Source organism: Klebsiella michiganensis, assembly GCF_015139575.1.
Taxonomy (GTDB): domain Bacteria; phylum Pseudomonadota; class Gammaproteobacteria; order Enterobacterales; family Enterobacteriaceae; genus Klebsiella; species Klebsiella michiganensis.
The window spans coordinates 2,035,035-2,058,629 of sequence record NZ_AP022547.1; the positions used below are offsets into that span (position 1 = coordinate 2,035,035).

Consider the following 23,595-nt stretch of genomic DNA (forward strand, 5'->3'; position numbering starts at 1 on the left):
TTCTCCCATACTAATTCCGAGTGAGCCAGAGGGTTTCCTCCAGCCAATGAAGTTCTTCTTCACTATTCTGTAAAGGCAGTGAAAATTCTAGCAAGGCGCGATGTGGCTTTAAACGTTCACCTACCAGACTAAGACGCCTAACCGCCCAAGAAGGAAGAGGAGATGTAAAGGACAGCACAGCCATCTCCTTTTCATAAACAACCCTGACCTGTTGTGGAGAGCCAGACAGTGCATCTAAAGCAGCCAGTAGCCGCCAGGCTTCATCACAATCTCGAACGCGAGCATCTCTTGAATGAATATCAACAAAGCGTTGAACTAATCCGTCCCGAATTTCGGCAAAGCACCACAGTTTGGCGCCATAGCGTTGTGAGCGTCGGGCAATATAAATTCCAGCATGTTGTTCGTTAAGTGACTGCCATCTGCCTTTATAGTATGAAGTTGCTTTGCTAATATCGATCATCTCAAGATTCTCGATTTTTTCCGGATTTATATCGTTTGGCAGTCTGCTGACCCACGATCTGACGAATTTGTCGGCTGTGATCGAAACTGGTGCATGTAGCCATACATTCATGGGTAACTCAATGAGCCCGAGATCGATAAGTGTTTGCCGACAGGACTGAACATTGCTTGGTGTGAGTGTTCTCAAACCACTTAAGCGATAAACGAGATTGTAATCATTTGCCTGTGGTGGAGTGATCTCATCACCAGCAACTCCCACTATAATAAACGTGCCATCGCGCCGAAGCACAAATGCTGGTGGTGCAGGCCGCAAAATGAAGTTCGGTTCTCCGGCGATTTCGTACCGCATTTCAAGAACATCACCCATGTTGACAAGATCGTCAATAACATCGTCGATGAGTATCTTTAACTTTTCAGGCTCGTCAGAGAGCGGACCGAGGGAATTCATTACGAGTGAACATACTGTTCGCATTGAACAAGGGGCCGCAATGAAAACGCTTCTTCGCAACGCTTGAGCGATTAGCGCATTATCAAGCCTTGTCAAGTCAGGGAGTCCTAGTGAGCGAGATGAATACTTTAGGCAATCAACACGGTTAAGTATTTTAATGTCGTTCATACGACCTCCGACTTAGCGCTCGTTTCTTGGCAGTGAGCTATTAGACGCGCAAAATACGCTCCTCGGATTAGTACAGAGTTTTTCCGTAACATGTTGAAAGCATTTGGTGATGAGAGGTCCGAAGGTTTCACAGCATGTGGTTGAAATGCCAATTTCAGCGCAAGACGATAGAGGATGTCTGTTTCCGAAATTTTATAGACATGGCCCAAGCGAAAGAATTCGAGTTCAGCAGCTTCTGCATCATCATCATATTGCCAATCGTACGCTCTCAAGCCTGAAGCGAATCCTTGCGAATAATAAACTCGCCTATAAAGATATCCGATATCCCTTGTACCAGTTTGTACTTTTTTTATATCTTCGACCCAGTCATTGCCGCACAGATATCGTTCAAGATCGTTTTCAAGTGTGCGAATGGCGTTGCGCCGAGCCAAGAAAGCCATTGGCCCTATCAGCCTCCGGGCTCCTCGCCAATATTCCAGAGCGCTGATTATAGTGACAGGCTGCGTTTCTCTTGCGGATACGTGGGTAGGAATATCCAGATCTTTAAAATCCGAAATTTGGCGCTGTGGAGCCATAGCAATTACTTCGTAAGTTTGACCATTGATGCTTGCGATAAACAAGCCGCCCTTACCACGAAGCTCTAGTCCGGTTAAAGCTTCGTCGTAGTCCACCTCGTGACCAATTTCGATGGCATCTAAATCATATCGCTTTACAGAAGGCGGTATTTTTTCCTCTGTATCATCGGCGAGCCGGATAGTTCGTTCGTCCAACCATAACCACCGTAAAGGCTCTGCTTTCTTGTCGAATCGTACGTTCTCTTGGCCATACTCGTCCAACGATATGAGCACTTCTATACGCGCGGAACGATCAACATGTTCAAGATGGTTCTCTGAAGTCAGTTTTTGTACGATAATCTCGGAGATTTTCTCATCGTTAACAGGGGCGTTATAACTGCCAATCGGCTCTCTGTGAAAAAGCGTTCCGTCGGCGTTGTAGAAACAACTTTCCAGTTTAACAATACGTCCTGCAGGAGCTATACACCGAAGGATGGCTGTGCGGTCAAGAAATTGCTCTAAAGTGGCACCCCGCGGTTCAAGCTTGAGGGTCACCCCTGCTTTTCCGGATACTGTCTTTTGCCAGGGTGTTGCTAAACGCACCCTGATGATTATTTCTTCGCTCATAACGTTGCCGCCAGTAGCTACGCCGAGTGCAGATAACGAAATATAGTGCAGACCTACAGAAAGCTTACCCAGCGAAACAAACGTTTTTCCGTTTGGTTCCGTACGCAGACGTGTAGGGGAACATTTATTGATGGTGATCTGAAATTCGTCAGCTTCAACATCCGAAACTAAGTAAAACATGACAACTTCAGTGTCAAGAAACTCCAATGTGTCATCTACATCGTTCCATCGGGCAGTCAAACCTATTAATTCAGCACGTATGCCTAGCTTATATCCAAGTCCAATCGATGATAATGCTGCTATCTTTCCAGCATCTAGTTTCGCAGCAACTGAAAATTGCCAAACGTCGGCTCCAATTGTCTTCGTATGAACAGGAGAAAGCGCAAGTCTATCGATAACTTCAGTCGACACCTCCTCCGAAAAGACAAGTAAATAAGATTGGTTAGCTTTGACGTGGCGTCCCGCGACTTCAATCGCCGTGCCATCTGCACGTAACTTTAGTAGTCGTAAAGTGGCTGCTGGGAAAAAGAGCCTTTCCTGTAAAGAGGCTGTAACTTTTTCTAGAGGGCGATCAAAGTCGAAGACTAAGCGATTAGCAGTTGGATATATCAAGAGTGGTTCTTCTGTACTCCCAGTATAGGAAAACAATGCTCTACCCGGCATCCATGCATTACCTTCACCATTAGCACGAAAGCGCATATGAGAGTGTTCCAAATCGAGCGGGGAGAGTCCGGCCTGACGAAGAGATGTAGCAATGTCGGGAATTACGAGGCTGAAGCTCCACTCGGTTATACCTATTTGGCGTGCAAGTATCCGAGGCCTTACTATATAGGTTGCAAAGGGAGTTGCATTATCGTGGATGTTTTTTGTAGAAGATACAAAGTCTTTGCTGTACGAATTGACGAAACGAGCCTCACGGAGTACTCGTCTTACTTCCCTCAGGCGAGTGCCAAACGAACCAAGCTTGTCGAAATCGTCTATGATGCGACGCAATGTGATTTTCTCAATCGGAGAAATAACATCAACGACATCCTCAAGACGCATCGCCATCACAATTCGTGCTATTAGAGTTTTTTGTTGTAAGAAACCCTCGAATCGAGATGAACCACCACAATATTTAACACTTAGTAGTTCACCAATTTCCTCTAATGTAAGCTCACCGCTTCTTGTCAACAAATGACGAAGGTCGTATAGATGATCGGCAAAAAAACGTTGTAAATATCTTGGCAAGATGGCTTGCGTGATTGGCCAAGAAATAATTGGGAACTGCTGCGCCCATGACCCAGAGGGGGAAAGACCTCTGAAATCATTAGCAAATCGTCTATACCATATGCGGATTTGATCGCGGTCACCAAATTTAGGCCAGGAAGGGAATGCTATTGCAAAGGAGTCCCAATATTCGGTTCCGTCGTATGTGTAACCTATCTCAGCAGCTGCAGCGATCCAGACCAGCCAAAAAGTACTAGTTGCACGTTTTGTTGAACTCAAGTTGGCATTCAGAAGCGATTGAGCTGTAGAAATCTCTGTGGCGCTCAGGCCATGCTCGATCGCGTAAACGGGATAATTTTCGGTAGCCCGCAGATCACTTAACCGAGAATAATGCTGTTGTAGCCTCACTTGAAGTTCTGCTAAATTCACTTCTCTTCCTCCCAGCTTCTTTAGGCAATTTTACTAATTATTACGTCCAGTTTTGATCCTTTAATTAGTAGAGATATATTGTCCCGACTCCAATTTTTATAATCGTCCTGCCTCAGAGCTCTTGGTTCAATCCATCGCTTACGCGCAAGTTCGGATATTTCATCGATCGTTTTTAAGGTTGAAAGGTCAGGCACACCTTTACCAGTTGCGAGTATTTCTTTTGCATTTTCAGCGAACTGGCAAAAAAAGACCTCTCTTTGAATTCCATGCCGGAGAACAGCTTGGTTAATCCCAAGTTGTTTTAGTGCAGCTTTAATAGTTCTGAGCCGCCAATTTGGGCCTTCGCCAAAGCAATGTTGATCGGCATAGGGGTGATCAGCGAGTCGTAGATACTCACGCATCTCCCCAAATAACTCATCGGTAATATGAAAATGGCCCCAGCCAACGGTATAGCCGATTGGTTCAAAATAACGCACATTATCTAGTTTAAGTCTGTTATAAAGTGATGAACGTCCCATGGAAGAACTTGTTGTTACTGCTAGTAAGTGAGCGTATTTATCTTTACCAGATATAATGCCCGTTGTTGAACCATAGTTTCGTAGGAAATCGTCATATACTTCTTGTGAGCGTATTAAACAGGCAATCGCTTTGCCGCCTAAAAGCATATTGTATGGTGGAACCGCGCCAAGAACATAGGCATCAAGTATGTTAACTAAGCGACTTGAGCGATCATTCGATGTCCATCCGATTAGATTATCACGTACCGATAAATTAAAAACCGGATCTCCCAATGCGAATATTCCAGCAATTCGATCATGTCCTTTGTCCCACACGAGGTACCGCATGCGACGACCGTAACCATTTGATACTGGAACAGACCAAGTTAAAGATGCTGCTCTAAAGAGTTTGGATTCGAACGAATTCGCAGAAACCTTTATCAGCGATAAGCGAATCTTGGTAGGGTCAATCTCATTCCCATTTGCAAAATATGGTAGGGCACTTGGCAAGAATTCAGATATAAAGTGCTCAGATGAGTGTAGACGTTCCTCACGTTGAGCACGGTGCAACTGACGGATTGATTCTTTTCCTGAATCAGGGCGCACAAGCGTTCCATCAGGCCCCTTTCGAAAGCCCAGCAGTGTAAAATGTGAACGTATCTTGCGTTTTAAGCTCGCCTCTTTGGTGAAAACGTGTGCTACAGGGGCTTTCTCGCCATTGTTCTTACACTTAGCTGATTTCAATGCCACTATCCCTAAACTTATAATTTGGTTAGTTTTTATATAGTTTATAGTACTAGCAGGTTACTTTCATCACAATGGAGATAAAATTTTTCTTACTTCAATGGTTCTAAAATTGGTCTGCTGTGACCTGCTCCACATTGACTATCAGTCTCACATAAAAGATTTAATAATCTGTTATTCGCTATTATATTGAAAATGAGACTTTTTTCCGTAAGTGTTGAAGGTTCTGTGTGAGGTGATAAGTGAAAAAGCGGCTGGATTAGTGTGTGAATTTTTCGATCTCAGTGGATGAAAGTATGCTCCCAAGAAGAAATGTCTGGTCTTGTTTAGCAAAAGCATCCTGTTGATTTTTGATACTTGGATTTACATTGGATTCAAGTACGAACGAGGAACGAACAAACTTTTGATCGGTAAATTTCATAGATGCAAAACGGTTCGCTGCTAAGCCATTTACTGCTAACAGGTCAAACAGCACTACTCCCTCAAAACCAAGTTGATCGAGTTCAATTGATAGGCGTTTTAATTGACGCAAAGGGTGAAAATCCGCTGTGGCAGTTATAATAGCTATTTCACCAATAATACGTATTTTTTGAATCATAATTTTTACATTCTCGCTGTATACAAACTATCTATCGCAGCATATGTATTTTTAGATAAACTAATCGCCTTATCAAGGGTGTCTATCATGCGACTGCCGTCTGCAAATTCTTCCATATGGAAAAGTGTATGACGATGTTTTTTATAGAATGTATAGCCGTTATTCAAAGCATTCTGCATGCCGACATGTCTAACCATTGCACTGTATTGAGGTTTTAAAGTGCATAACCCGCGGTTGACATCAAAAAAGTCGCCAAAACCATGCTCTGCATCTTCAACGGACATATCGTAACTGCACATCAGCTCTTTTAGCACGCCCTCAAGAGCCCGAAGATCCGGATAGAGTAATAGGCAATAATCTGGTAACTGTGGTGAGGCTAATTTCACACAACAACTAGAGATTAGCAGCTTTTTTACCGATTCAGGTAAGAATTCATAGCTTCTTGGAAATACTGTCTTTATATAGTCATCGGCCATCTCCTTTCTAACTATTTCAGCACTACTGTCATCTTTACGATATAAAACTTGTTCTAATCCTTTGAGATCCAGCAAATCTGTAAGCATGAAAATAACACGACGATAACATGACAAGGGTTTACCTTGTATTTGCAAAACTCTTGTCCGTCGATGGTGGGTGAGAGTTAGTTGGTCTTGATGTGCGATGCTTTTCAGCGTTAGCTGCTTGCAGTTGTCCTCGTCACGTAACACATTGATTTCAATATCACCAGCCTCTAAAACGCATTCTAATATAGGGTCGAATGATTCTGTAGTTATTCCTTTCAATGAATAATTGACGTTTTCAAATTCTGCGGGGTCTATTGTATCCTTTAGATATGATGCAAGTGCTTCACCAAGTGGTTGATTTCTACCTAGTTTCCACTGAATAGTAGTCGTGCCCATATGGTTGAGGTGAAAATCAACAGTTGAGAACTCCGAGCCAGAAGAACCAAAAACCACCCTTTTTCTTCTGGGAAATATCTGTATATCTCCATCAAGCTGATAGCCATGAGACTTCAGAAAGTTCTGGATATTGAGATCAAGGTTTTCTCGGCTTAGATTCAGATCTCTGTAGTCAACCACGATTTTCACACCCCTAGGCTCAATGATTTGCAATTTTTTAACAGATAATGATAACATCATTTTTAAACAAAGTCATGCTCTAAACGAATGCTGATGGTGGCGATTTGTTTTTTACCAAAAAAATCCTAATTTTATTAGGTGCTTAAACGACAATGTGGAGGCAGCCCGGTGAAAACACTTTTTTGAAACGCAAAAGGAAGGTGGCACATGGCGAAGACTCAAGCCACTTGCGTTGATGCAGAACGGAATTATTTTTAAAGAGAATGAAATTAATTAGATGAAAAATATTAAAATTAGGTTCAATCCATAGTAATACCATATAACTCTGTCAGTAATTTTAGATTGATCATTTTAACTGATAACTTGAAATTCCAATGAATTTTCGATCAACTAAACGATTTGCACATTTTAGAACTCCTTTCAAAAAGCTAGTTGTAAAAATGATTACTTAATGATCATTGTGTCCTTATTAATAATAATATATTAGCTGCTGCCAGTTGTACTTCTTCAATATTTAAAATTCCAAACCCATTTCACCGCTGCGAAGTAAGGGGCGCTACGCCTTGCTATGCAGGGTCTGTTTTTTCTCCCGTGTGATTTCCGTTCTCGTATCAGCTTCCGGTCAATCGTTTCCCAGCACAACCCGTCCCGCAAGGGTAAATAGCACGCATTCTGCGCCCTTGCGGGCCGGAACGATGTCGGGAAAGCGAACCGTCAGGCGATTCGAAGACGAAAATCACACCACTGACGGAGAAAAAATCATGACTATTTCCCTGCATACCCAGGCTAGCGCCCCTAACACCGCAGCGGCGACCAGCGTATCCCCGCTGGACCCGTCAGGCTCCTCAAAAACGAAATTTTCCAAAACCAAAACTGATATTTGTCAGACCGTCACTGACAGCATCATTGCGGCACTGGAAACTGGTGTTAAACCCTGGGCGTGTCCGTGGCAGCGCACCCCCGGTATGTCGGGTTTACCGTCCAATTACGCAACTGGTATGGGTTACAGTGGAATGAATATCATGTTGTTGTGGTGCAGTGCGTCAGAACAGGGATTCAATGATTCGCGTTGGATGACCTACAAACAGGCAAAAGCGGAAGGCGGGCAGGTACGTAAGGGAGAACACGGCACAACAGCTATTTTCTATACCATGTTGGAAAGGGAAAATAACGAAGGAGAAACTGACTATATTGCGATGCTTAAGACTTTCACCGTGTTTAATGTTGAGCAAATTGACGGTTTGCCTCTGAGTGATGAAGCCGTTTTCCCGGCAGAGACCTTTGAGCCGTTACCGCAGGCGGAAGCGCTTTTCCGTAACAGTGGTGCAACCATCATTGAGAAGGGGCAGAACGCTTTTTTCGCACCATCAACCGACGAAATCCATTTACCGGAACGTCGTCTTTTTAGCGATGCTGCCAATTTCTACGCTACGGGTATGCATGAACTGGTTCACTGGAGTGGAGCCAAAAGTCGGCTGAATCGTGAAATGAAAGGGAAGTTTGGCAGTGAGGATTATGCTTTTGAGGAGTTGATCGCCGAGCTTGGAAGCGCGTTCCTGATGGCGGACCTGGGGATTGTCGGAGAGGTTCAGCATGAAAGTTATATTGCTTCCTGGCTGAAAGCACTGAGGAACGACAAACGCTTTATTTTCAAGGCCGCCAGCGCGGCATCGAAAGCGCATCGTTATTTGATGGATAAAATCTGAGCAGTAAGGGGTCGCAACGGAATGCGGCTTTGCGTGTAGGACCGCTTAAAACAGTAACGCTGTAGAGACATGAGTGAGGCGGAGCGCAGCCAGGCGAGCACCGAACAGTCATGTCTCTACAGTGGAATAAAGCAAGTCACACGGACAGGACTGAATGGGCAGCTATTCTCGGTTACCAGCAACTGCCTGAACCGCAAGTAGCCGCTGTTCCAGATTATCCAGTCTTTCTTCGAGTTCATGGCTTTGCTGCTCAATATCTTCCAGCGTTTCTGAGAGGACATCGCGCATCAGCACAAAATTTGCGTGGAGGGCGTACACAAAATCGTTGCCGCGAGTCAGTAATGCTTCGCGCGGTATGTCCTGTAATGCGGAATTCGTCATCCATGTGATCAGCGCTTTTGCGCTCATTTCAGTCAGTACGTCCGAAAGTCGGTCAGTTTCTCTGTTCATTTTGGTGTCCTGTCTATTCTGATGGTGGGGGAGTATTTCGGTAGGGCATGATTTCCGGTCGTTGCGCTGCTGGTGGGCGGGTTGGGGCAGTTGGTGATACAGAACAACTATATGCAGTTGCCTAAATCGAGCCGTCGCAGCTCGTCGAGCGTGTAGATGCGGAAGACATTTCGGTGGCGGGTTTCCAGCGGGATGTGCTGATGGTTAACGATAACGTGCCGGATGCTGTCAAACAACCGTTCAAGACCACGCTTTTTCTGCTGGTCCGGCACGATATAAAAAACGTAAATCCAGTCTTTACGGGTTCGGGCAAGCAAATGACTGGCCATGATCGACTGGTAACGGGCTCTGGTTTTCAGGCGGCGCTCGGTCTCAATGGCGATCACGGTGCCGCTGGGCAGGGTGATCAACCCGTCCGGGCGATGACTGACCTTATACCGGCTGAGGAACGTCGTGCGATCGCCGTTTATCCATCCGGATGCGCCTTTTTGCTCCAGGATGATACGGGTTGCCTGATTATCAAGGTGATGCTCGAGTGTCCAGCCGGTGATTTTTGACGGCTCAAACCGTGCCGGAAAAAGTGCATCGCCGGGGGTTAACACTACGGCCAGTCCGTCACTGGTAATGCCCCATAATGAAATTCTCATCGTACGCGATACCAGGATATGCTTGTGTATTAAGCCCATGCCCTCTACTTTTGAAAGCAGGGAATACAGCGATTTATGATCCCTGAACCCGAACAGCAGCATCAGTGTTTTAAAGTCACTGTACGTTTCTTCCTTCAGAAAATTCAGCAGTCGTTGTATTTTTTCGTGGTGTCGCGTCTGGCGTTCGCGGTATGCAGTGATCAGCATCATTCCCCCTTTAAAAATCCAGCAATGATGGATTTTCCTCTTTATCGGCGTTCGGTGTTGTTGTGTCTTCTTCGTCCGTATTATCAAAAAAAAGATCGGGTCGCGTTGTGGTGATATCCGTCTTTGATGCGGGTCCGGGGGAAGTTTCCTCCTCGTTAAAATCCAGGGTGATGTTTACCGTTGCGGCATTGGCGGCAATCGCGGGCGACACGGCACAGATCTCCAGTTCGCGTTTTTTCACCCTGATGGGCGAAATCAGAGAAGCAGACGGGAGTGCTTTTGTCGTGAAGATGAAGCTGACAAAATCGGGTAAGTTCAGGATCATATTGCTGTCGGTAAAGAAACGCTCCGCCTGCCTGATGGTGCGTTCATCGTCGATAGTCTCTGTCAGCACGGCATCGGTTTTCGCTTTGCGGACCTCATCATCGACTAATATGGTGCCTGACATCCGGGCCACCCATTCAGCGGTGTCAGGATCCATGACACGATAAACCAGTTTGAATTTAGCGTTCTCAACGACTGCGCCGACAACAGCGTCGCCTTTCAAATCTGCCGGACAGTCTTTTAAATCGGCAATCGACTGGTGGTCCATAATAATATGCACGCCTTTATCGCGTGCCGCGCCTAAGCCTTCCAGCGCGGGCCTGGATAAATGGTATTTCAGTTCGGAAAGATAAATAGCAATGGGGCGGGGCACGTCTTTCACTCGCTCGCGCCTTTCTGCCAGCTGGTACAGGCGAACCAGCAACATGCGTTGAGTGGTAATGATTTTGCTGTTGCGCATTGAGCCAATCACGTAGCAGCAACCGCCTTCCTCAAATATCGTATTAAGCGAAAATCCTCTCGGCGCATTAATGGCATTGAGCAAGGCCAGCTCTTCAATTTTCCCGAAAAAGGCTTTTATCTTATCCGCAATACCCTGAACGTAGTCGCCGTTATAAACATCCCGAATGGTTGCGGTGGTATGTTGATTAACAAACTGCGCGGCTATCCGGGCCGCTTTCCGGTCGTCAATGCGGTAAAAGTCCGACTCCTGACCTTTTTCTGCCAGGCTGAACCCGGCAACAAAAAGCTCTTCCAGTTCATCGGCGGTGATCTCTTCAATCAGGTTTAACTGGTATTGGGGTTTTCGCAGGTCAATTAAGGCAAAAGGTTTGCCTGCATCTTCACAGGCCTTGCGGTAAAGGTGGGGTGCCCATTCATCATCCTTGGGGTCCATCACAAATACGCCTTCACCGGCCAGAATACTTTGATAAAGTAATATCCCGGTGGCAACGCCCTTACCGGCGCCGGTGGTGCCGATAATATCCGCGTGTTGTTTTTGCCAGTCTTTTAACGGCAGGTACATCGGCTGAATATCTCGGTCAATGCCTATAAATAACCCTTTGTTCAGGTCGATATAATCCAGTGGGTCATAATGCAGCGTTTCCGGCAGCAGGGATTTCACCGTGCGCACATCGGTACGTAATTCCCGTTCAAGCGTTGTTTTCCTGACGAGGTGTTTCTTTATTTTGTCTAATTCAGGGGTTAATACCCTGCGCAACAGAATATGGAAAATAAAGCCTGCTATGGTGAAAGTAATTAATGTTGACCATTCCAGAACTGGAACGCGGGTAACTGTTCGACCCTGATAAAGCCACTGGAAAATCCATATAACAACCGGCCCCATCGTACCGGAAAGAAAACACAGCATGGAAAAAGCCATAATCAGCTTTTGCCACAACGGGGCTTTTTGCCGTTCATCGCTTTTCATCGACGCGAAAAACGGCATCGTCAGCCCCGATAACAGCGCCAGCATCATCTGGTGCTGTTGCATACAAGCAATGAAGCTCAGCGCGCCATTCGCTATCGGCGACAGTGAAACGGCCAGCTTATTCAAAATCACGATGCCTCCTTCGTCAGCAGTTCGCCCCATGACATCGCCCCATCAATTCGCCCCACGGGGTCGGGCGAAAAGGCGGGGCGAACGTCAGGGACGAAGAAGGTGGCCGCTGTGCGGCCATGTGCAGGAAAGCATGCTTCCCTGCACGACACGGCATGCGCCAGTACATGCGGGCTGGATGCCCTTATGATATGTCGCATGGGGGTAATGTCGTGGCTGGACGCCGCGCCAAAACCCCCGACGTCAACGGCGGCACACCGTCGCCCGCTACGCGCGACCACCCCCTTTAAGACGGTCGCTTTCGCCTTTTTCTTCCCTTAGCTCGTTCCTCGCCGCGGGAATAAAAGGGAAGCTGACCTTTAAAGAGGGTGGTCGCGCCACGCTACCGGCTTTTGGCCGGAGACTTAGCCGCGACGGTGTGCGGGGCTATGCCCCCCAAATAAACCGCTGTCGTGGGCGACAGCTTTTCGCTCGCTGGGGCGGCGAAATTTATTCGGCTCCCCCCGGCCGACAAAATCCGCGTGGGCGCGGCTGTTTGCCGGTGAGGCGCGGTGCCTGAACTATTTTCGCTCCTTAACCCGCGAAAATAATTCTGTCCGCTGCCTCATTTTTACGGCCCGCATTTCTTCACGCCTTAATCCGCGAAAAATGTGGGGCCGTAAAAACCTGAAAACCACCACGCCTTAAGCCGGACTCGGCTAAAATATTCCGGTGCCATAGGGGATCCGCGAATAAAATCAAAGCAGGGGGTTAATAGTGGCTCTCACGGATTTCCCTGATGATGTCGGAATAACACTGACGACTTTCTTTAATGCTGGTTTCATCCAGCGTAAACCCTCGCCGGTTGGCTTCCTCTGTCAGCGTTATTCTGTCGGTGGCATTCAGCGTTTGCATCAACTGCAATAACCGGCAGACAACCCGGTAGTGATAAATTTCATAATAAAGGCCGCATCCGTGCATCGCCTCATTTTCAATGTGCTCAATAACACAGGCTGCGCGCATGGAATCCCCACGCTGACGTGTCCAGGGATGCTGAATAAAACCCGGGTTGGTCATAAAGATAACCTCCGCTAATTAACTACGCACGCGGCCAAATTTACTGATTATCTGGCTGATAATTGCCGGGTCTGCCGAATCGCACTCAAGTAAAAATGATTTTCTGGCATCGGCAGTGTGGTCCGGCAGAAAACCGTGCTTGTTCTTTTCCACGATATTAAAGAATGAACGTTCGGCCGAATGGCATTCATTGCCGCCGCCGTTACCGGTGGCTTTACCGTACATGCATAACACCACTTTACAGGCGTCAGCGGCCATGACGGAGGTGGAACATGACGCCATAGCGCTGAGTAATAATACGGAGGGTATTACTTTTTTCATTTCGGTCATCTTCATATTTAAACGAGGGTTGCGTAATTCGATAATTTATTTATTGAAGACCTTTACTGAATACACCTCTCATGTCATTGAGATGAACGGGTTTAAAATAAACATCACTCATCCGGCGTATGTCACCGTGAATATCAATGCTGACTATCACATCAACGCTCTTAAGCACCTTGCGTAACAGCACGTCGAAAGGCATGTTCCGGCAGTCGGGGTTTTCATAGCAGCGGTCAATTAACCCTTCAATACATTCTTCCGGGCTGCCCGCATGCAGGGAGGTCATCAATCCCTCATGCCCGGAACCGACGATTTTCAGCGCATCCCAGGCTTCTTGTCCGCGAATTTCAGCCAGTAATATCCGGTCAGGGTTCATACGATAATTGGCGCGTATCAGCCTGCCGGGCGTGACAATAGCATTATCCCCGGCATCCGCCGGATAAAAGAGATGGACATAATTGGTGTGGTGATAGAACCGGATTTCGGGATTATCCTCGATGGTGGTCAGCCTGAGGTGCCGGGGAATAGAGTGCAGCAGCGTTTTCATATAGGTGGTTTTACCGGAGCCTGTTTCACCCACAATAAAAATCGTTTTACCGTATTCCACCGCTTTTTCCATAAAGCGGGGCATATCCTCACTCTGATAATAGCGGGTCAGTTCAACATCTTTGCCTTCCGTTCGCTCCTGACCGCTTACCCGGTTATAAAATCCCGCATCAATCCATGACTGATGTGTTTTCTGCCCGAATGAGGGTTTGCGCAGCGTAATAGACACGGTATTACGCTCACATGCGGGGGGAATAATGGCCTGAATGCGCTCGCCTGATTCAAGCGTGGCGGAAAGGATCGGCGAGGTGTCGTCGATATTATCGTCCTGCCACGACGCCAGCGCTCTGGCAAAGGCGTAACACTGACGCAGCGTAATCGGGGAATCATGTTTTCGCCATTTTCCCCGGATTTTGGTATGCAGTTCACCCGGCCGGTTAACGGCAATTTCCGTCAGGCCGTCCTGCGCAATAAAATCACCAAACAGCTGGTTTTTCATAAAATCCAGCGACAGGTTTTCAGCGTTCATACCACCTCTTTTTCAGTCGCAACTGCCAGACGGATGAGAAATCAATATCGGTGCCGGTCATGATGCCGATGACATCACCCTGATTCAGGTACAGGGTGGGCGGGATATTGATGCTGTTGTCCAGCGTCGTTTTCGCCATTTCCGCCGTGGCGGCGCGGGTGTTTTCGGTGTAGTCGGTATTGCGGTCTTTCCCCGGGGCAGCATCCGACGCCGCCGCTGCCACGTCCTGCACGGTACTGAGCATCAGGGCATTGCCGAAGCGCTCCCAGAAGTGGTTGTCGATCCAGCCGGCGATCCCCGCCTCGCCGAGCGGGCCGCTGGCCTGCGTATCAGTTAGCGGGATTTGCAGGCTGCCGGGCTCAGGCGTACGCAGCTCCGTCCACAGTACAAACATCCGGCTGCGTCCGTGTTGCAGCGCCCCGGTGCGGTAGATGCCACGGGCGATCGTTCCCGCCGGGATCAGCGTCACATGGTTGCTGGCGCTGTAAACATCTTCACTGATCAGGCAGGAAATATGCCCCCCGACATCGGACACGAAGCGCCACATCATCGAACACGGGATATAGCGGTCCACCGGGATATAGAGATCAGGATCGAGGCCCAGCCGTTTGACGCCGGTGACACGGGCGACGCCTGGATTGTCGTTGTTACCCGTTTCCGGCGCGGCAGTCTCCGGGCAGCGCAGGTTGCCATCCTTTCCCCTGGACAGTACTGACGGACAGGATGTGTATGTCGTGGATGATGACGGACCGTTGGACGTTTTTGCGTTGCTACGCGTTTCACCCGGGGACGTGCGTGCATTATCGCCCGGCATTGTTCGGGCGTTGTTCAGCCCGTCAGCCAGTGCGGCTGCCTTGTTCAGGGCGGGTGGGGCCGGTGGCAGGGTGGGTGCGGGAGTGACGGCCTGGCGGGCAGGGTCTGTTCTGTCCTGTGTGTGCGGCCCGAACAGGCCAAACGGGTTACTGTCCATCCCCAGATTTTGACGCTCATTCAGCGTCTTCCCGGCGGAGGTTTGCGGCGCGGTGTCGGCTTCTTTCTCATTACCCCCTTTCAATGCACTGAAAATCCGATCGCCGCCGGATGCCAGGGCGATCACCAGCGCCAGACTCAGCAGGCTGACGATCAGCGTGCGGCGACCGGATGCCTTACGGAAACGGGTCACTTCAGGCTGGCCGGGCGGCGTTTTCTGCTCCGGCTCCTGATACGCCATTGCCGCACGGGCGCGTTCGCGGGCCTCCGCTTCCCGCTCTGCGGTGGTTTTTTCCGGTTCATCCGGGACAGCTTTATCGGTCATTTCGCCTCCAGCGTAACGGACGGTGAAACAGTGTCGCTACGGGTTATCGGGATGCGCCCGAATCCGTCGTTTTCGATCCCCACCACCGAGGTGCCGTAACGCAACACCAGTTGTGGCGCTGCCGGCACCACCATCACGATGTAATTACCCAGCTTAACTGTCCGGGGCGTGAGCGCCTGCTCCCGTCCGTTAACCACCCGGAAAACGGAAGGCAGGGTTCTGATGGGGGAAAAACCGATATAAGCAAAACGACCATCATCCCAGGCAAAATCCGGTGCGATGGTGGCCGAACCGGCGGCGACCCGTTTGGTGTAGCGCCAGTTGCGCGGCGTGCTGGCCTGTCCGAATGCTGCCGCTATTTGCTGCTTCTCCTGTCTTTCACGCTGCTGCGTCTGACGTGCGGCGCTGGCGGCGGCGGATTGCTGGCGAACCTCGGCCGGATAGTGGTAACGGATAACGAACGCCTGCGCGGGGGAATCGTGGTCCAGCACGTTCAGCTCCAGGCTGTAATCACGCTTTGAGGTCACCACGAAGAGGTTGGTCTTCCAGTCCTTTGCCGTGGGCAGGAACACCTGGCTGACGTTGTTGCCGCTGGCGTCCGTCACCGGCTGGGTGATGGGGTTCGGGCTGACGCCCACCCGGTTATCACTTTTCGTGACCGTCCAGCCTTTGGGAAAACCCGCTTGCACATCAATCACAGCTTCATCGTCGTCAAACAGCAGCGTGGTGACGTAGCCGGGGCGGGTATTCACCACGGTGGCGTTCTGGCTGTTATACGATACGTTCTGCATCCGGCTGTCATAGGCGCTGCCGCGCGGGGTGGCGGCGCTCCATGTCGCGCATGACGCCAGTAAGCCCGTCAGGAGCAGGATGTTTTTCAGCATCATTCGCTCCTCAGTTCTTTATCGCGCTGGTAGCTGGTGACGATAAAGCCCAGCGGGTTCACTTCACGCTGGCTGTCCGTCAGTTGCTGATGCGGGACATAGCGGTAAGTGAGGCGGATATTCCAGAAGTCCGTTTTCACTGAATTATCAGAAATACGGCGGAGGGTGCGCTTAATACGCAGTGTTGCCAGGTTATCCGGCCCGGTGGCAGGCGCATGCACATTGGAAATAATGTCGATATAGACGACATATTCGGCTTTATTAAAAATAACGTCCGGGGCCTGGTCGCCGTTAAACCCGTCCAGATAATCCCGGTTCACGCTGTCGCTGTTAAATAACTGTACGTCGTCGTAATCACGCTGGAGGGAGAAATAATTATATCCCTCACGGAGCCTGACATAGTGTGCCGCCAGTGAATGGACCAGCGCTTTTTCAGACGCAATATCCCGCTCTTTAAGGCGGGTCATATACTCATAACGACCGGTCTGTTTGTCCACCGACCACAATTCAATGTCAGTGGTTTTCAGCGGCAGCAGAATAAGAATGGCTGTAATTGCCAGTGCAGCCAGAATCAGCCCGGCAGCGGCCACCCGCCAGGCAGTTTTGCGGGAACGCTCTTCCTCTTCCAGCAGGATGGATTCAAAAGAGCGGGAGACATTGATGATGCGCTGAATATCAGACATGGTGAGCCAGCTCCTGAATGATGGCGGGGGAATTAACCGGCTGGGGATCGCCGGACACCGGCGGGAGGTCGCCATGATGCTGCGCGCAGCCCGTAAGCGCGCACAGCAACATAAGCAAGATGCTGAATTTCATGGAAGCCTCTTATCGGATAAATGCAGGAAAGCCGCACCGCTGGCAGAGGCCACGGCGTGACGGAGAAAAGAAATTAGCGGTCGGGAGGATTAACGGTGACGCTGCTGATTCTGGCGTTTCATGCTTTCGATGGCGGTGGCACGTTTCTGCCAGGCGTTCACGGCTTTGCCCGCACCTGCGGCAATGAACCTGCCGGTTGTCGCGGCTGCTGCCATGCCACCTTTGGCGGTCAGTCGGCCCCCTGCCTTTATGCCGGGTCTGGCGACGTCGGCAGATTTGCTGACCAGCCCGCTCAGTCCGCTCATGGCGGCACCCTGTAACACGGCCTGTACGGCGGCACCGCTCAGCGCAGTGGCTATTTTCGCTGAAAAATACACCACGACGCCTGCGGCAATCCCGGCCAGCAAACATTGCGCCGCCAGGGTCACCATATTGCTTTCAGCAGACGTTGCTGTGGCGGCATCCAGTATTTTACTCAGGTAGTTGATGGCGATCCGGACAGACAGGGCAGAGAACATGATCGTTAAGATTGCGGTAAATATTGTTTTCAGCCAGTTATCAAACATGGGTTTAAGAAAACCGTACAGCAGGCAGAAAATAAAGAGTGGGGCGGTGGTGGTCATTAACAGAATGGTGATTTCGGCGAGCAGGTTGACAAAGGTTGCAGCCAATAACAGAAAGATTGCACCGCCCCAGACCAGCACCTCGGCAAAACCGCCATTCACTTTTACGTAGGTGGAGGTATCGAGATTAAACAGCGTTTGCCCCAGCGCTTGTGCCTTTTCCCACACCGTGTCGAGCAGCGCCCAGACATTATCATCGCCACTGATGCCATCCTTAAGCCCTTCAATGGCTGCAATGATGGCATTCAGCCAGCCATCGCGGTTTAAAATAAAGGTAGTAATAAGCAACATACGACCCACATCCCAGACAACATCCTCAACCGGTGTCTGGAGTTTGCCGCCAAGCGTCTGATACCCGCGATACGTAATAAATAGGGTGAAGGAACTGACGATAATCGCACTGATTAGGGTGCCGTAGGTAGAAGACTGACCTTCTAACACGGCGTTAAGTCCATCCATGATGTTTTTGTCCATACCAACAAAAATACCACCGGACATGGTGCCTCTCATTAGTCAGGAACAGACAGGGGATAAAAACAGGAAGGGATCCCTGTTTTTGTTGGCGGGGATCTTACTGAGTGACGGATTTTCTTTTTTGGGCTTCCTGCTGAAACAGCGTCTCGAATTTTTCCCGAATGCCGGGTTTGCCTGTCTGGGCAAACATGAGTGCTGCCCGGTGCGCAAACTCGCAGTTGTCGCTTGCCTCGCCATCCTTGAGGCATTGCGTATAGACCTTATAGGTCTCATCGGGATGTTCTTTATACCAGGCTTCTGATTTCGTTTCTTTACAACCGGATAAGACGAAAATGCCTGACATGACGCATAAGGTTAATACGGGTTTTAACATGTTAACCTCCCTATAGAGAGTTCAGATCGGCAACGGGCGCAGTTAATTGCTGTTGCTCAAAGGCCTTCTGTTTTTGCTGTTCCAGCAGCGTTGTTCGCTGTTCAGCCTGTTTGACTGACATTTCCCACTGGCTGGTCAGCGCATTCAATTGTACGCTTTTGGCCGCGATGGCGTTAGCCAGGTCCTGTGACTCTTTCGAATCCTGCGCATTAGCAATACGGTCTGATAAATCTGATATATCGTCGAGCGTGCCCGTGATCTTGTTTTCAACCTCGGACGTATTTTCTATTGCTACAGCCTGATTCAGGATCATCTGTTTGCAGCTGTCCAGATAGCGTTGTGACGAGCTGGACGGGTTACAGGTATCGAACGTTTTATATTTGTTATACAAGCTATTCAGTTCAGACGAATATGACCCGCTTTGGTTGCTCAGCAGGTCATCCAGTGAAATACCGTTTTGACGAAGATTATCTATATCGGTTTTCAGACTTTTGGCCTCGCGGAGAAATGCCTGAACGTCCCGCACGCCCGTTGCCGTGGCTAATTGCTGCTTGTAGGCATCGAGTTCACTTCTATAGTGGGTGACGGTTTCCTGCCACTGCTGGAGTTTCTGGATCCACTGATTCATGGATTCGGTATGCTGTACGGCGTCGAAAACCGGTATTCCGGCGCTCATCGCCTGGGTGGAAATAAACAACGATAACGCCAGTATGATATCTCTGAACCGCATTTTCATTACCTCCGTCAGGATTATTACAGAGCTTGTTCAAGGAAGGCGCCTTTCCAGTCATCAGGCTGCAGTCCTTCCTGATACAGGGTGTCGAACAGTTTCAGGTTGTCTTCGCTGCCGCTCAGCATTTTGGTAAGTTTCCCGAGACCCGATAAATCCATTTTCGCCATCGCCACAAAAGGCCGGGTTTCACCCGCGCGTAACGGCGTTTTCAGGACCACCATAGAGCGCTCACCCGGATCGAGGTTTCTGACGATGTCGTAAACACTTTCCGGCACTTTCATCTTTTCCACGTAATCCGCCCTGCTGGCCTTCGGGTTGGCGAGAAAAATCTGCGTGCTGCACTGCTCGATAATCGCCGGGGCAATCGGGTGCTTGACGATTTCGTCAGGCGACTGCGTGGCGGAGACGAAGATGCCGTTCAGTTTGCGGATCACTTTCAGCATATTGAGCGAGAAGCGGGAGAATTCGACATCGGCCAGCCATTTCCAGAACTCGTCCATGAACATCACCAGCCGGCGACCGTCCAGCAGGCCGGTGACGCGGTAAAGCAGATAAAACGTGATGGGGCCGCGAATGTCGTCATCATCGAGAAATTCCGTACCGTCGATACCAAAATTTTCGACGTCGCTGATATTGAAGGTGTCCTCCTCATTGTCGAATACCCAGCCGAACTCGCCGCCCTGCGCCCACTGTTTAAGGCGAATACGTAGCCCGTTGATGCGGGCGTCGGGGGTTGGCGGCTCCGGCAGGACTTCCAGCAGCCGGGTGATACCGAACTTGCGGTATTCCGGCGGGTAGTCGAGCATAATGGTATCTACGGCGGCACTGATCCGCTCCTCATCGCGCGGATCGAGCGGCTTGCCGTTGCGTCGGCACAGCATACGTACCAGTCGTTTGATAAAGCTGATATTCCGCCGGGTTGGGGCAAGCGAAAACGGGTTAAACCCGGTGGGAGTGCCGGTACGGATACGGAAGTAGCGTCCGCCCATCTGGCGTATCGCTACTTCCGCCGCCCGGTCCTTATCAAAATAGACCGTGGTGAACCGCTGGATTGTGGCTGAGGCGCTGAACGTCGCAGGATTGCGGTACTTCTGCATCAGTTGCTGCATCATGGTCATCAGCATCGTCTTCCCTGAGCCGGTTTTACCGATAATCGCCGTGTTACCCGGCGTTTTTTCGTTGGAGTCATCCCGTCCGCTTTGGCTGTCATGCAGGTTCAGGTAATACCCGCTGCCGCCGGGTGATGTCAGAATGGCGATGGCGTCACCCCAGGGATTGCCGCTCCGCTTGTGGGGATGAAAGTTGTGCAGGCTCGCCAGGTCGGCAAAGTTCTGGCTGCTGACGGCCACCAGACGGGGGCGCAGCGTATACATCCCCGGCAGTTGCGCCAGGTACGCGGCGGGTAGCGACAGCGTGGACAGCGTCGTCATGATGCCGAGGTCGGCGAAAGGCTGCGCCAGCGCGTTGGCATCCTTTACCACCTGCTCGGGGCTGTCTGAAGATACCAGCAGGGAGAAGTGGTACTTTCCGCACGAGACATGTCCTGACTGGAGCAGGTCACGCAGTACAATCAGCTCTTCACGCTGCGAAATGGCGTCGTCATCCGCCGAATTCAGGCGCTTTTCCGCCAGGCGAATATGCTTCTGCGCCTCATCGCGGGCCATGCAGGTGAAGGACTGCGTCAGCACATACTCGCTTTCGGCATACAGCAGCGCGTCCAGCAGGCCGGTCGCGGTTTCCGGCGAGTAATCTTTGATTTCCAGACTGCGGAAAAAACGGGAGCCGCCGACGGTCTGGCACTCGGCGGTGTCGGTGGTAAAAAAGACATCCGGCGTGCTTAATGTTTCATAAAACGGTGCACGCGTGACCGCCACCTTTTGCCACTGGCCGGTGAGCAGGCGGTGATACAAGGACAGCTGGGCGGAATACACCCGCCGGTTTTCTTCATACTTCCCCAGCGGCGTCGCCGTATAGCGGGACAGCGCCGAAGCCAGCGCCTCCCGGTATTCCAGCATCACTTTCAGAGCATCATCCAGCGCCGCTTTGCGTTTACCGGACGGCTGCGCCTTCATGGCCTTTTTCTCCAGCGGAGAGAAGGGCGCGTAGCAGAGGGTGAAAAACAGCCGGTGACGCCAGAACGGTTTTTCGCGGATCGGCTGGTAATACAGCCGGGTCACTTCATCAGAAAAGGGAATGCCTGAATTCGAGTCAAAGACATCGTGGTACTTTTCCCGGATACGGTGAAGATAGAAGGTAACCGGCAGACCTTCATACCCACGAATAACGTTATTGAGATGCGTCGCCATTAACGTCAGATGATGTTCGTCCTCGCATTCAAAAACGGTGCCCTCCAGCTCCCAACTGGCAACCAAATCACCCTGGCGGTTTCTGATGACGTGCGGGTGAATATGGGAGGAATACGGAATGTATTTATCCAGCGTAACGCGCTCGTTTAACTTCATCTTTTCAATAAACTCCGAGACGTCGACAGCGTCATAGCGGTTTGCCAGCAGGGCATTGGCACCAAAATGTTTATTGGTGCCAAAACGGCCACGGGTTTTAAAGGCCAGCCAGAGCAGGCCGAAATAGTGAATATCGGTTCTGGCCTTTGCCTTCATCTCCAGCCAGGCCGGAATAAGCAGTAATATCAGGTAATAGCTGACATAGACCGCCAGCAGGACGATGGCCCCGCTGACCATCACGAACGGCACGAGGGGAATGCCGGCTATGGCGGCAGGCCGCGTCAGCGCTTTGTTCAGCGTAGCCATCGTTACCTCCTTATGACGCCCAGTAGGCACCGAAACCTGACGCACCGACGATAAGGATGGCGCCAATGATGACGTTGCGCACGTCATGGGGGCTCTTGCCGTCAAACAAGACTTTGTATCCTACCCACATGGTGGCAAGCGTGATGGTGACGGCGGCCAGTCCGAGCAGGCCTGTGGAAGTGTTACTCAGCGTCTCATTGGCTTTATTAAATCCGCTGTCTGCTGCCAGCACCGGGCTTGCCATTAACAAGGAAGAGAGGACGGGCCAGTCATACTCTTTTCTTTTCATCATTGTTCCTCCTGGGGGCCGGGAATGGGTAACGCGCCGCGTATCACGGCATTGGGGTAGCGCAGGGATGCCAGTACTGGCGTGGCGTTATCGGTAAGCTCGCCACGCATGACGGCGGTGGGGTAATGGATTTCCGGCATGAGCTTTTCGGCGGGAGGTCGCTGCCGGTCTTCCTGCGTCGACGGCACGGCGTAGCCGATGCGCTGGATGTAGCTGGTGTGGTTAAACGCGGATTCCGGCTGTTGGCCGGTCGTGAAATTTCCTGAGTAGTAGCAACTGAGCGCACGCTTGAGGGAACCGCCGCGGCGGTAGCAGTCGGTGAGGATGCGCTCAAAAACGGACAGGTTGGTACAGGGGTTAAGAAGGTCACGGGCACTCACGCGGTAATGACGGAAATTGGTGCTGGTGATTTGCATCAGCCCGACCGAATAACGTCGGCCCTGTGCCGCCAGCCGTCCGGTTAGACTGACGGCCTCATCCTTGCTGGCGGGGAAATGTGAAGTCACGCCTTTGCCACCGGGCAGAATTTCAGCGATGGCATACGGATTCAAACCGGATTCGACCCGCGCCACATCAAGTGCCGTCGACGGGTGAACGCTGGCGGCGCACTGCATGGCCGCCGCCAGAAATACGGTGGTGGAAAGCATGGTGGCCTCGGAATGGTAAACCGGGCAACGCGTACCGCCATCAGACGGCACAGGGCCGGGAAAAGAGGGAAGGTCGGTTAAATGGGCTGAGTATCCTGTGTCGCGTCGCCGTCATCCCTGGGCTCAAGGAGCACTAACTTGCCGGAAACGGCAATGCCGGGTGTCAGTACCACGTTCAGGCCGGGTTTACCGTGATGGGCAAAAGCCACGCCGACTTTCGTCCACCAGGTGTTTTTTTCACCCTGCGGGTCGGGCTGACTTTCATGGGTGACAAATACCTGATAAATGGGTTTTCGCATGTGGCCTCCTCTACTAAAAACAAGGATGAGTTAAAGAAATGTCACATCCCAATTCTGCATTCCGGTTTTAACGGGTCAGCGAGAACATTCAGCGGCACCCTGAATTGTGGTTTCGTGACAGCCCGAACCTTATTTTTAAAGAGCAACGCCTGATTCAGGCAAATTTACGTCAATACGGGTAACTATTATGTAATGACGCTTTCAGGATCAGATATCCGGGGCGGTATATAAACGAT

Annotated in this window: 22 protein-coding genes; 1 reads left to right on the plus strand and 21 read right to left on the minus strand. The window is 50.4% G+C overall.

Features of this window, described 5'->3' with window-relative positions:
- Nucleotides 1-10: 10 nt before the first annotated feature.
- The 5 genes from JLG71_RS09590 to JLG71_RS09610 form a co-directional block, all read right to left on the minus strand.
- Nucleotides 11-1,075, minus strand: coding sequence for a hypothetical protein (locus JLG71_RS09590; RefSeq protein ID WP_142990051.1), 1,065 nt, complete (start codon nucleotides 1,073-1,075; stop codon nucleotides 11-13).
- The gene (locus JLG71_RS09595) at nucleotides 1,072-3,894 is read right to left on the minus strand and encodes a hypothetical protein (RefSeq protein WP_039493164.1); all 2,823 of its coding nucleotides are present in this window, start codon (nucleotides 3,892-3,894) and stop codon (nucleotides 1,072-1,074) included. The genes JLG71_RS09590 and JLG71_RS09595 overlap by 4 nt, the downstream gene beginning before the upstream one ends.
- 20 nt (nucleotides 3,895-3,914) lie before the next feature.
- On the minus strand, nucleotides 3,915-5,135 hold the full coding sequence (locus tag JLG71_RS09600; protein WP_117039762.1) for a Druantia anti-phage system protein DruA: 1,221 nt from the start codon (nucleotides 5,133-5,135) through the stop codon (nucleotides 3,915-3,917).
- A 259-nt stretch (nucleotides 5,136-5,394) separates the two neighbouring features.
- Nucleotides 5,395-5,733 carry a type II toxin-antitoxin system RnlB family antitoxin gene (locus tag JLG71_RS09605; RefSeq protein ID WP_039493168.1) on the minus strand — a complete coding sequence of 113 codons (339 nt, stop codon included), beginning with the start codon at nucleotides 5,731-5,733 and terminating at the stop codon, nucleotides 5,395-5,397.
- Between the two features lie 5 nt (nucleotides 5,734-5,738).
- Nucleotides 5,739-6,872, minus strand: coding sequence for a type II toxin-antitoxin system RnlA family toxin (locus JLG71_RS09610; protein WP_200914166.1), 1,134 nt, complete (start codon nucleotides 6,870-6,872; stop codon nucleotides 5,739-5,741).
- A 701-nt stretch (nucleotides 6,873-7,573) separates the two neighbouring features.
- Between JLG71_RS09610 and JLG71_RS09615 the strand changes: the two genes are divergently transcribed.
- Nucleotides 7,574-8,518 carry an ArdC family protein gene (locus JLG71_RS09615; protein ID WP_039493170.1) on the plus strand — a complete coding sequence of 315 codons (945 nt, stop codon included), beginning with the start codon at nucleotides 7,574-7,576 and terminating at the stop codon, nucleotides 8,516-8,518.
- 162 nt (nucleotides 8,519-8,680) lie between these two features.
- Here JLG71_RS09615 and JLG71_RS09620 read toward each other — a convergent pair whose 3' ends face one another.
- The 16 genes from JLG71_RS09620 to JLG71_RS09695 form a co-directional block, all read right to left on the minus strand.
- On the minus strand, nucleotides 8,681-8,968 hold the full coding sequence (locus JLG71_RS09620) for a hypothetical protein (protein ID WP_117039761.1): 288 nt from the start codon (nucleotides 8,966-8,968) through the stop codon (nucleotides 8,681-8,683).
- 107 nt (nucleotides 8,969-9,075) lie between these two features.
- Nucleotides 9,076-9,822, minus strand: coding sequence for a MobC family replication-relaxation protein (gene mobC, locus JLG71_RS09625; RefSeq protein WP_117039829.1), 747 nt, complete (start codon nucleotides 9,820-9,822; stop codon nucleotides 9,076-9,078).
- A gap of 10 nt (nucleotides 9,823-9,832) precedes the next feature.
- A complete protein-coding gene (locus JLG71_RS09630) occupies nucleotides 9,833-11,707 on the minus strand; it encodes a type IV secretory system conjugative DNA transfer family protein (RefSeq protein ID WP_117039760.1) in 1,875 nt (624 codons plus the stop codon).
- Between the two features lie 747 nt (nucleotides 11,708-12,454).
- A complete protein-coding gene (locus JLG71_RS09635) occupies nucleotides 12,455-12,760 on the minus strand; it encodes a hypothetical protein (protein WP_102024239.1) in 306 nt (101 codons plus the stop codon).
- Between the two features lie 18 nt (nucleotides 12,761-12,778).
- Nucleotides 12,779-13,081, minus strand: a complete 303-nt coding sequence (locus tag JLG71_RS09640; RefSeq protein ID WP_049112402.1) for a TrbM/KikA/MpfK family conjugal transfer protein — start codon at nucleotides 13,079-13,081, stop codon at nucleotides 12,779-12,781.
- A 49-nt stretch (nucleotides 13,082-13,130) separates the two neighbouring features.
- Nucleotides 13,131-14,159: a P-type DNA transfer ATPase VirB11 gene (virB11, locus tag JLG71_RS09645; protein ID WP_049112378.1), complete on the minus strand. Its 1,029-nt coding sequence runs from the start codon at nucleotides 14,157-14,159 to the stop codon at nucleotides 13,131-13,133.
- On the minus strand, nucleotides 14,149-15,453 hold the full coding sequence (locus JLG71_RS09650; protein WP_181523134.1) for a TrbI/VirB10 family protein: 1,305 nt from the start codon (nucleotides 15,451-15,453) through the stop codon (nucleotides 14,149-14,151). The genes virB11 and JLG71_RS09650 overlap by 11 nt, the downstream gene beginning before the upstream one ends.
- On the minus strand, nucleotides 15,450-16,337 hold the full coding sequence (gene virB9, locus JLG71_RS09655) for a P-type conjugative transfer protein VirB9 (protein WP_049112373.1): 888 nt from the start codon (nucleotides 16,335-16,337) through the stop codon (nucleotides 15,450-15,452). Before virB9 ends, JLG71_RS09650 begins: the two co-directional genes overlap by 4 nt.
- A complete protein-coding gene (locus tag JLG71_RS09660; RefSeq protein WP_049112370.1) occupies nucleotides 16,337-17,020 on the minus strand; it encodes a virB8 family protein in 684 nt (227 codons plus the stop codon). Before JLG71_RS09660 ends, virB9 begins: the two co-directional genes overlap by 1 nt.
- A gap of 222 nt (nucleotides 17,021-17,242) precedes the next feature.
- Nucleotides 17,243-18,274, minus strand: a complete 1,032-nt coding sequence (locus JLG71_RS09665) for a type IV secretion system protein (protein ID WP_049112368.1) — start codon at nucleotides 18,272-18,274, stop codon at nucleotides 17,243-17,245.
- Nucleotides 18,275-18,347: 73 nt separating this feature from the next.
- Entirely contained in the window at nucleotides 18,348-18,623 is a 276-nt protein-coding gene (locus JLG71_RS09670; protein ID WP_075208549.1) for an EexN family lipoprotein, read from the minus strand.
- A gap of 10 nt (nucleotides 18,624-18,633) precedes the next feature.
- A complete protein-coding gene (locus JLG71_RS09675; protein ID WP_200914167.1) occupies nucleotides 18,634-19,353 on the minus strand; it encodes a type IV secretion system protein in 720 nt (239 codons plus the stop codon).
- A gap of 23 nt (nucleotides 19,354-19,376) precedes the next feature.
- Entirely contained in the window at nucleotides 19,377-22,124 is a 2,748-nt protein-coding gene (locus tag JLG71_RS09680) for a VirB4 family type IV secretion/conjugal transfer ATPase (protein ID WP_200914171.1), read from the minus strand.
- Nucleotides 22,125-22,134: 10 nt separating this feature from the next.
- Nucleotides 22,135-22,413: a TrbC/VirB2 family protein gene (locus JLG71_RS09685; protein WP_200914306.1), complete on the minus strand. Its 279-nt coding sequence runs from the start codon at nucleotides 22,411-22,413 to the stop codon at nucleotides 22,135-22,137.
- A complete protein-coding gene (locus JLG71_RS09690; RefSeq protein WP_200914172.1) occupies nucleotides 22,413-23,060 on the minus strand; it encodes a lytic transglycosylase domain-containing protein in 648 nt (215 codons plus the stop codon). Before JLG71_RS09690 ends, JLG71_RS09685 begins: the two co-directional genes overlap by 1 nt.
- Nucleotides 23,061-23,137: 77 nt before the next feature.
- Nucleotides 23,138-23,359, minus strand: a complete 222-nt coding sequence (locus JLG71_RS09695; RefSeq protein WP_049112361.1) for a hypothetical protein — start codon at nucleotides 23,357-23,359, stop codon at nucleotides 23,138-23,140.
- Between the last annotated feature and the right edge of the window lie 236 nt (nucleotides 23,360-23,595).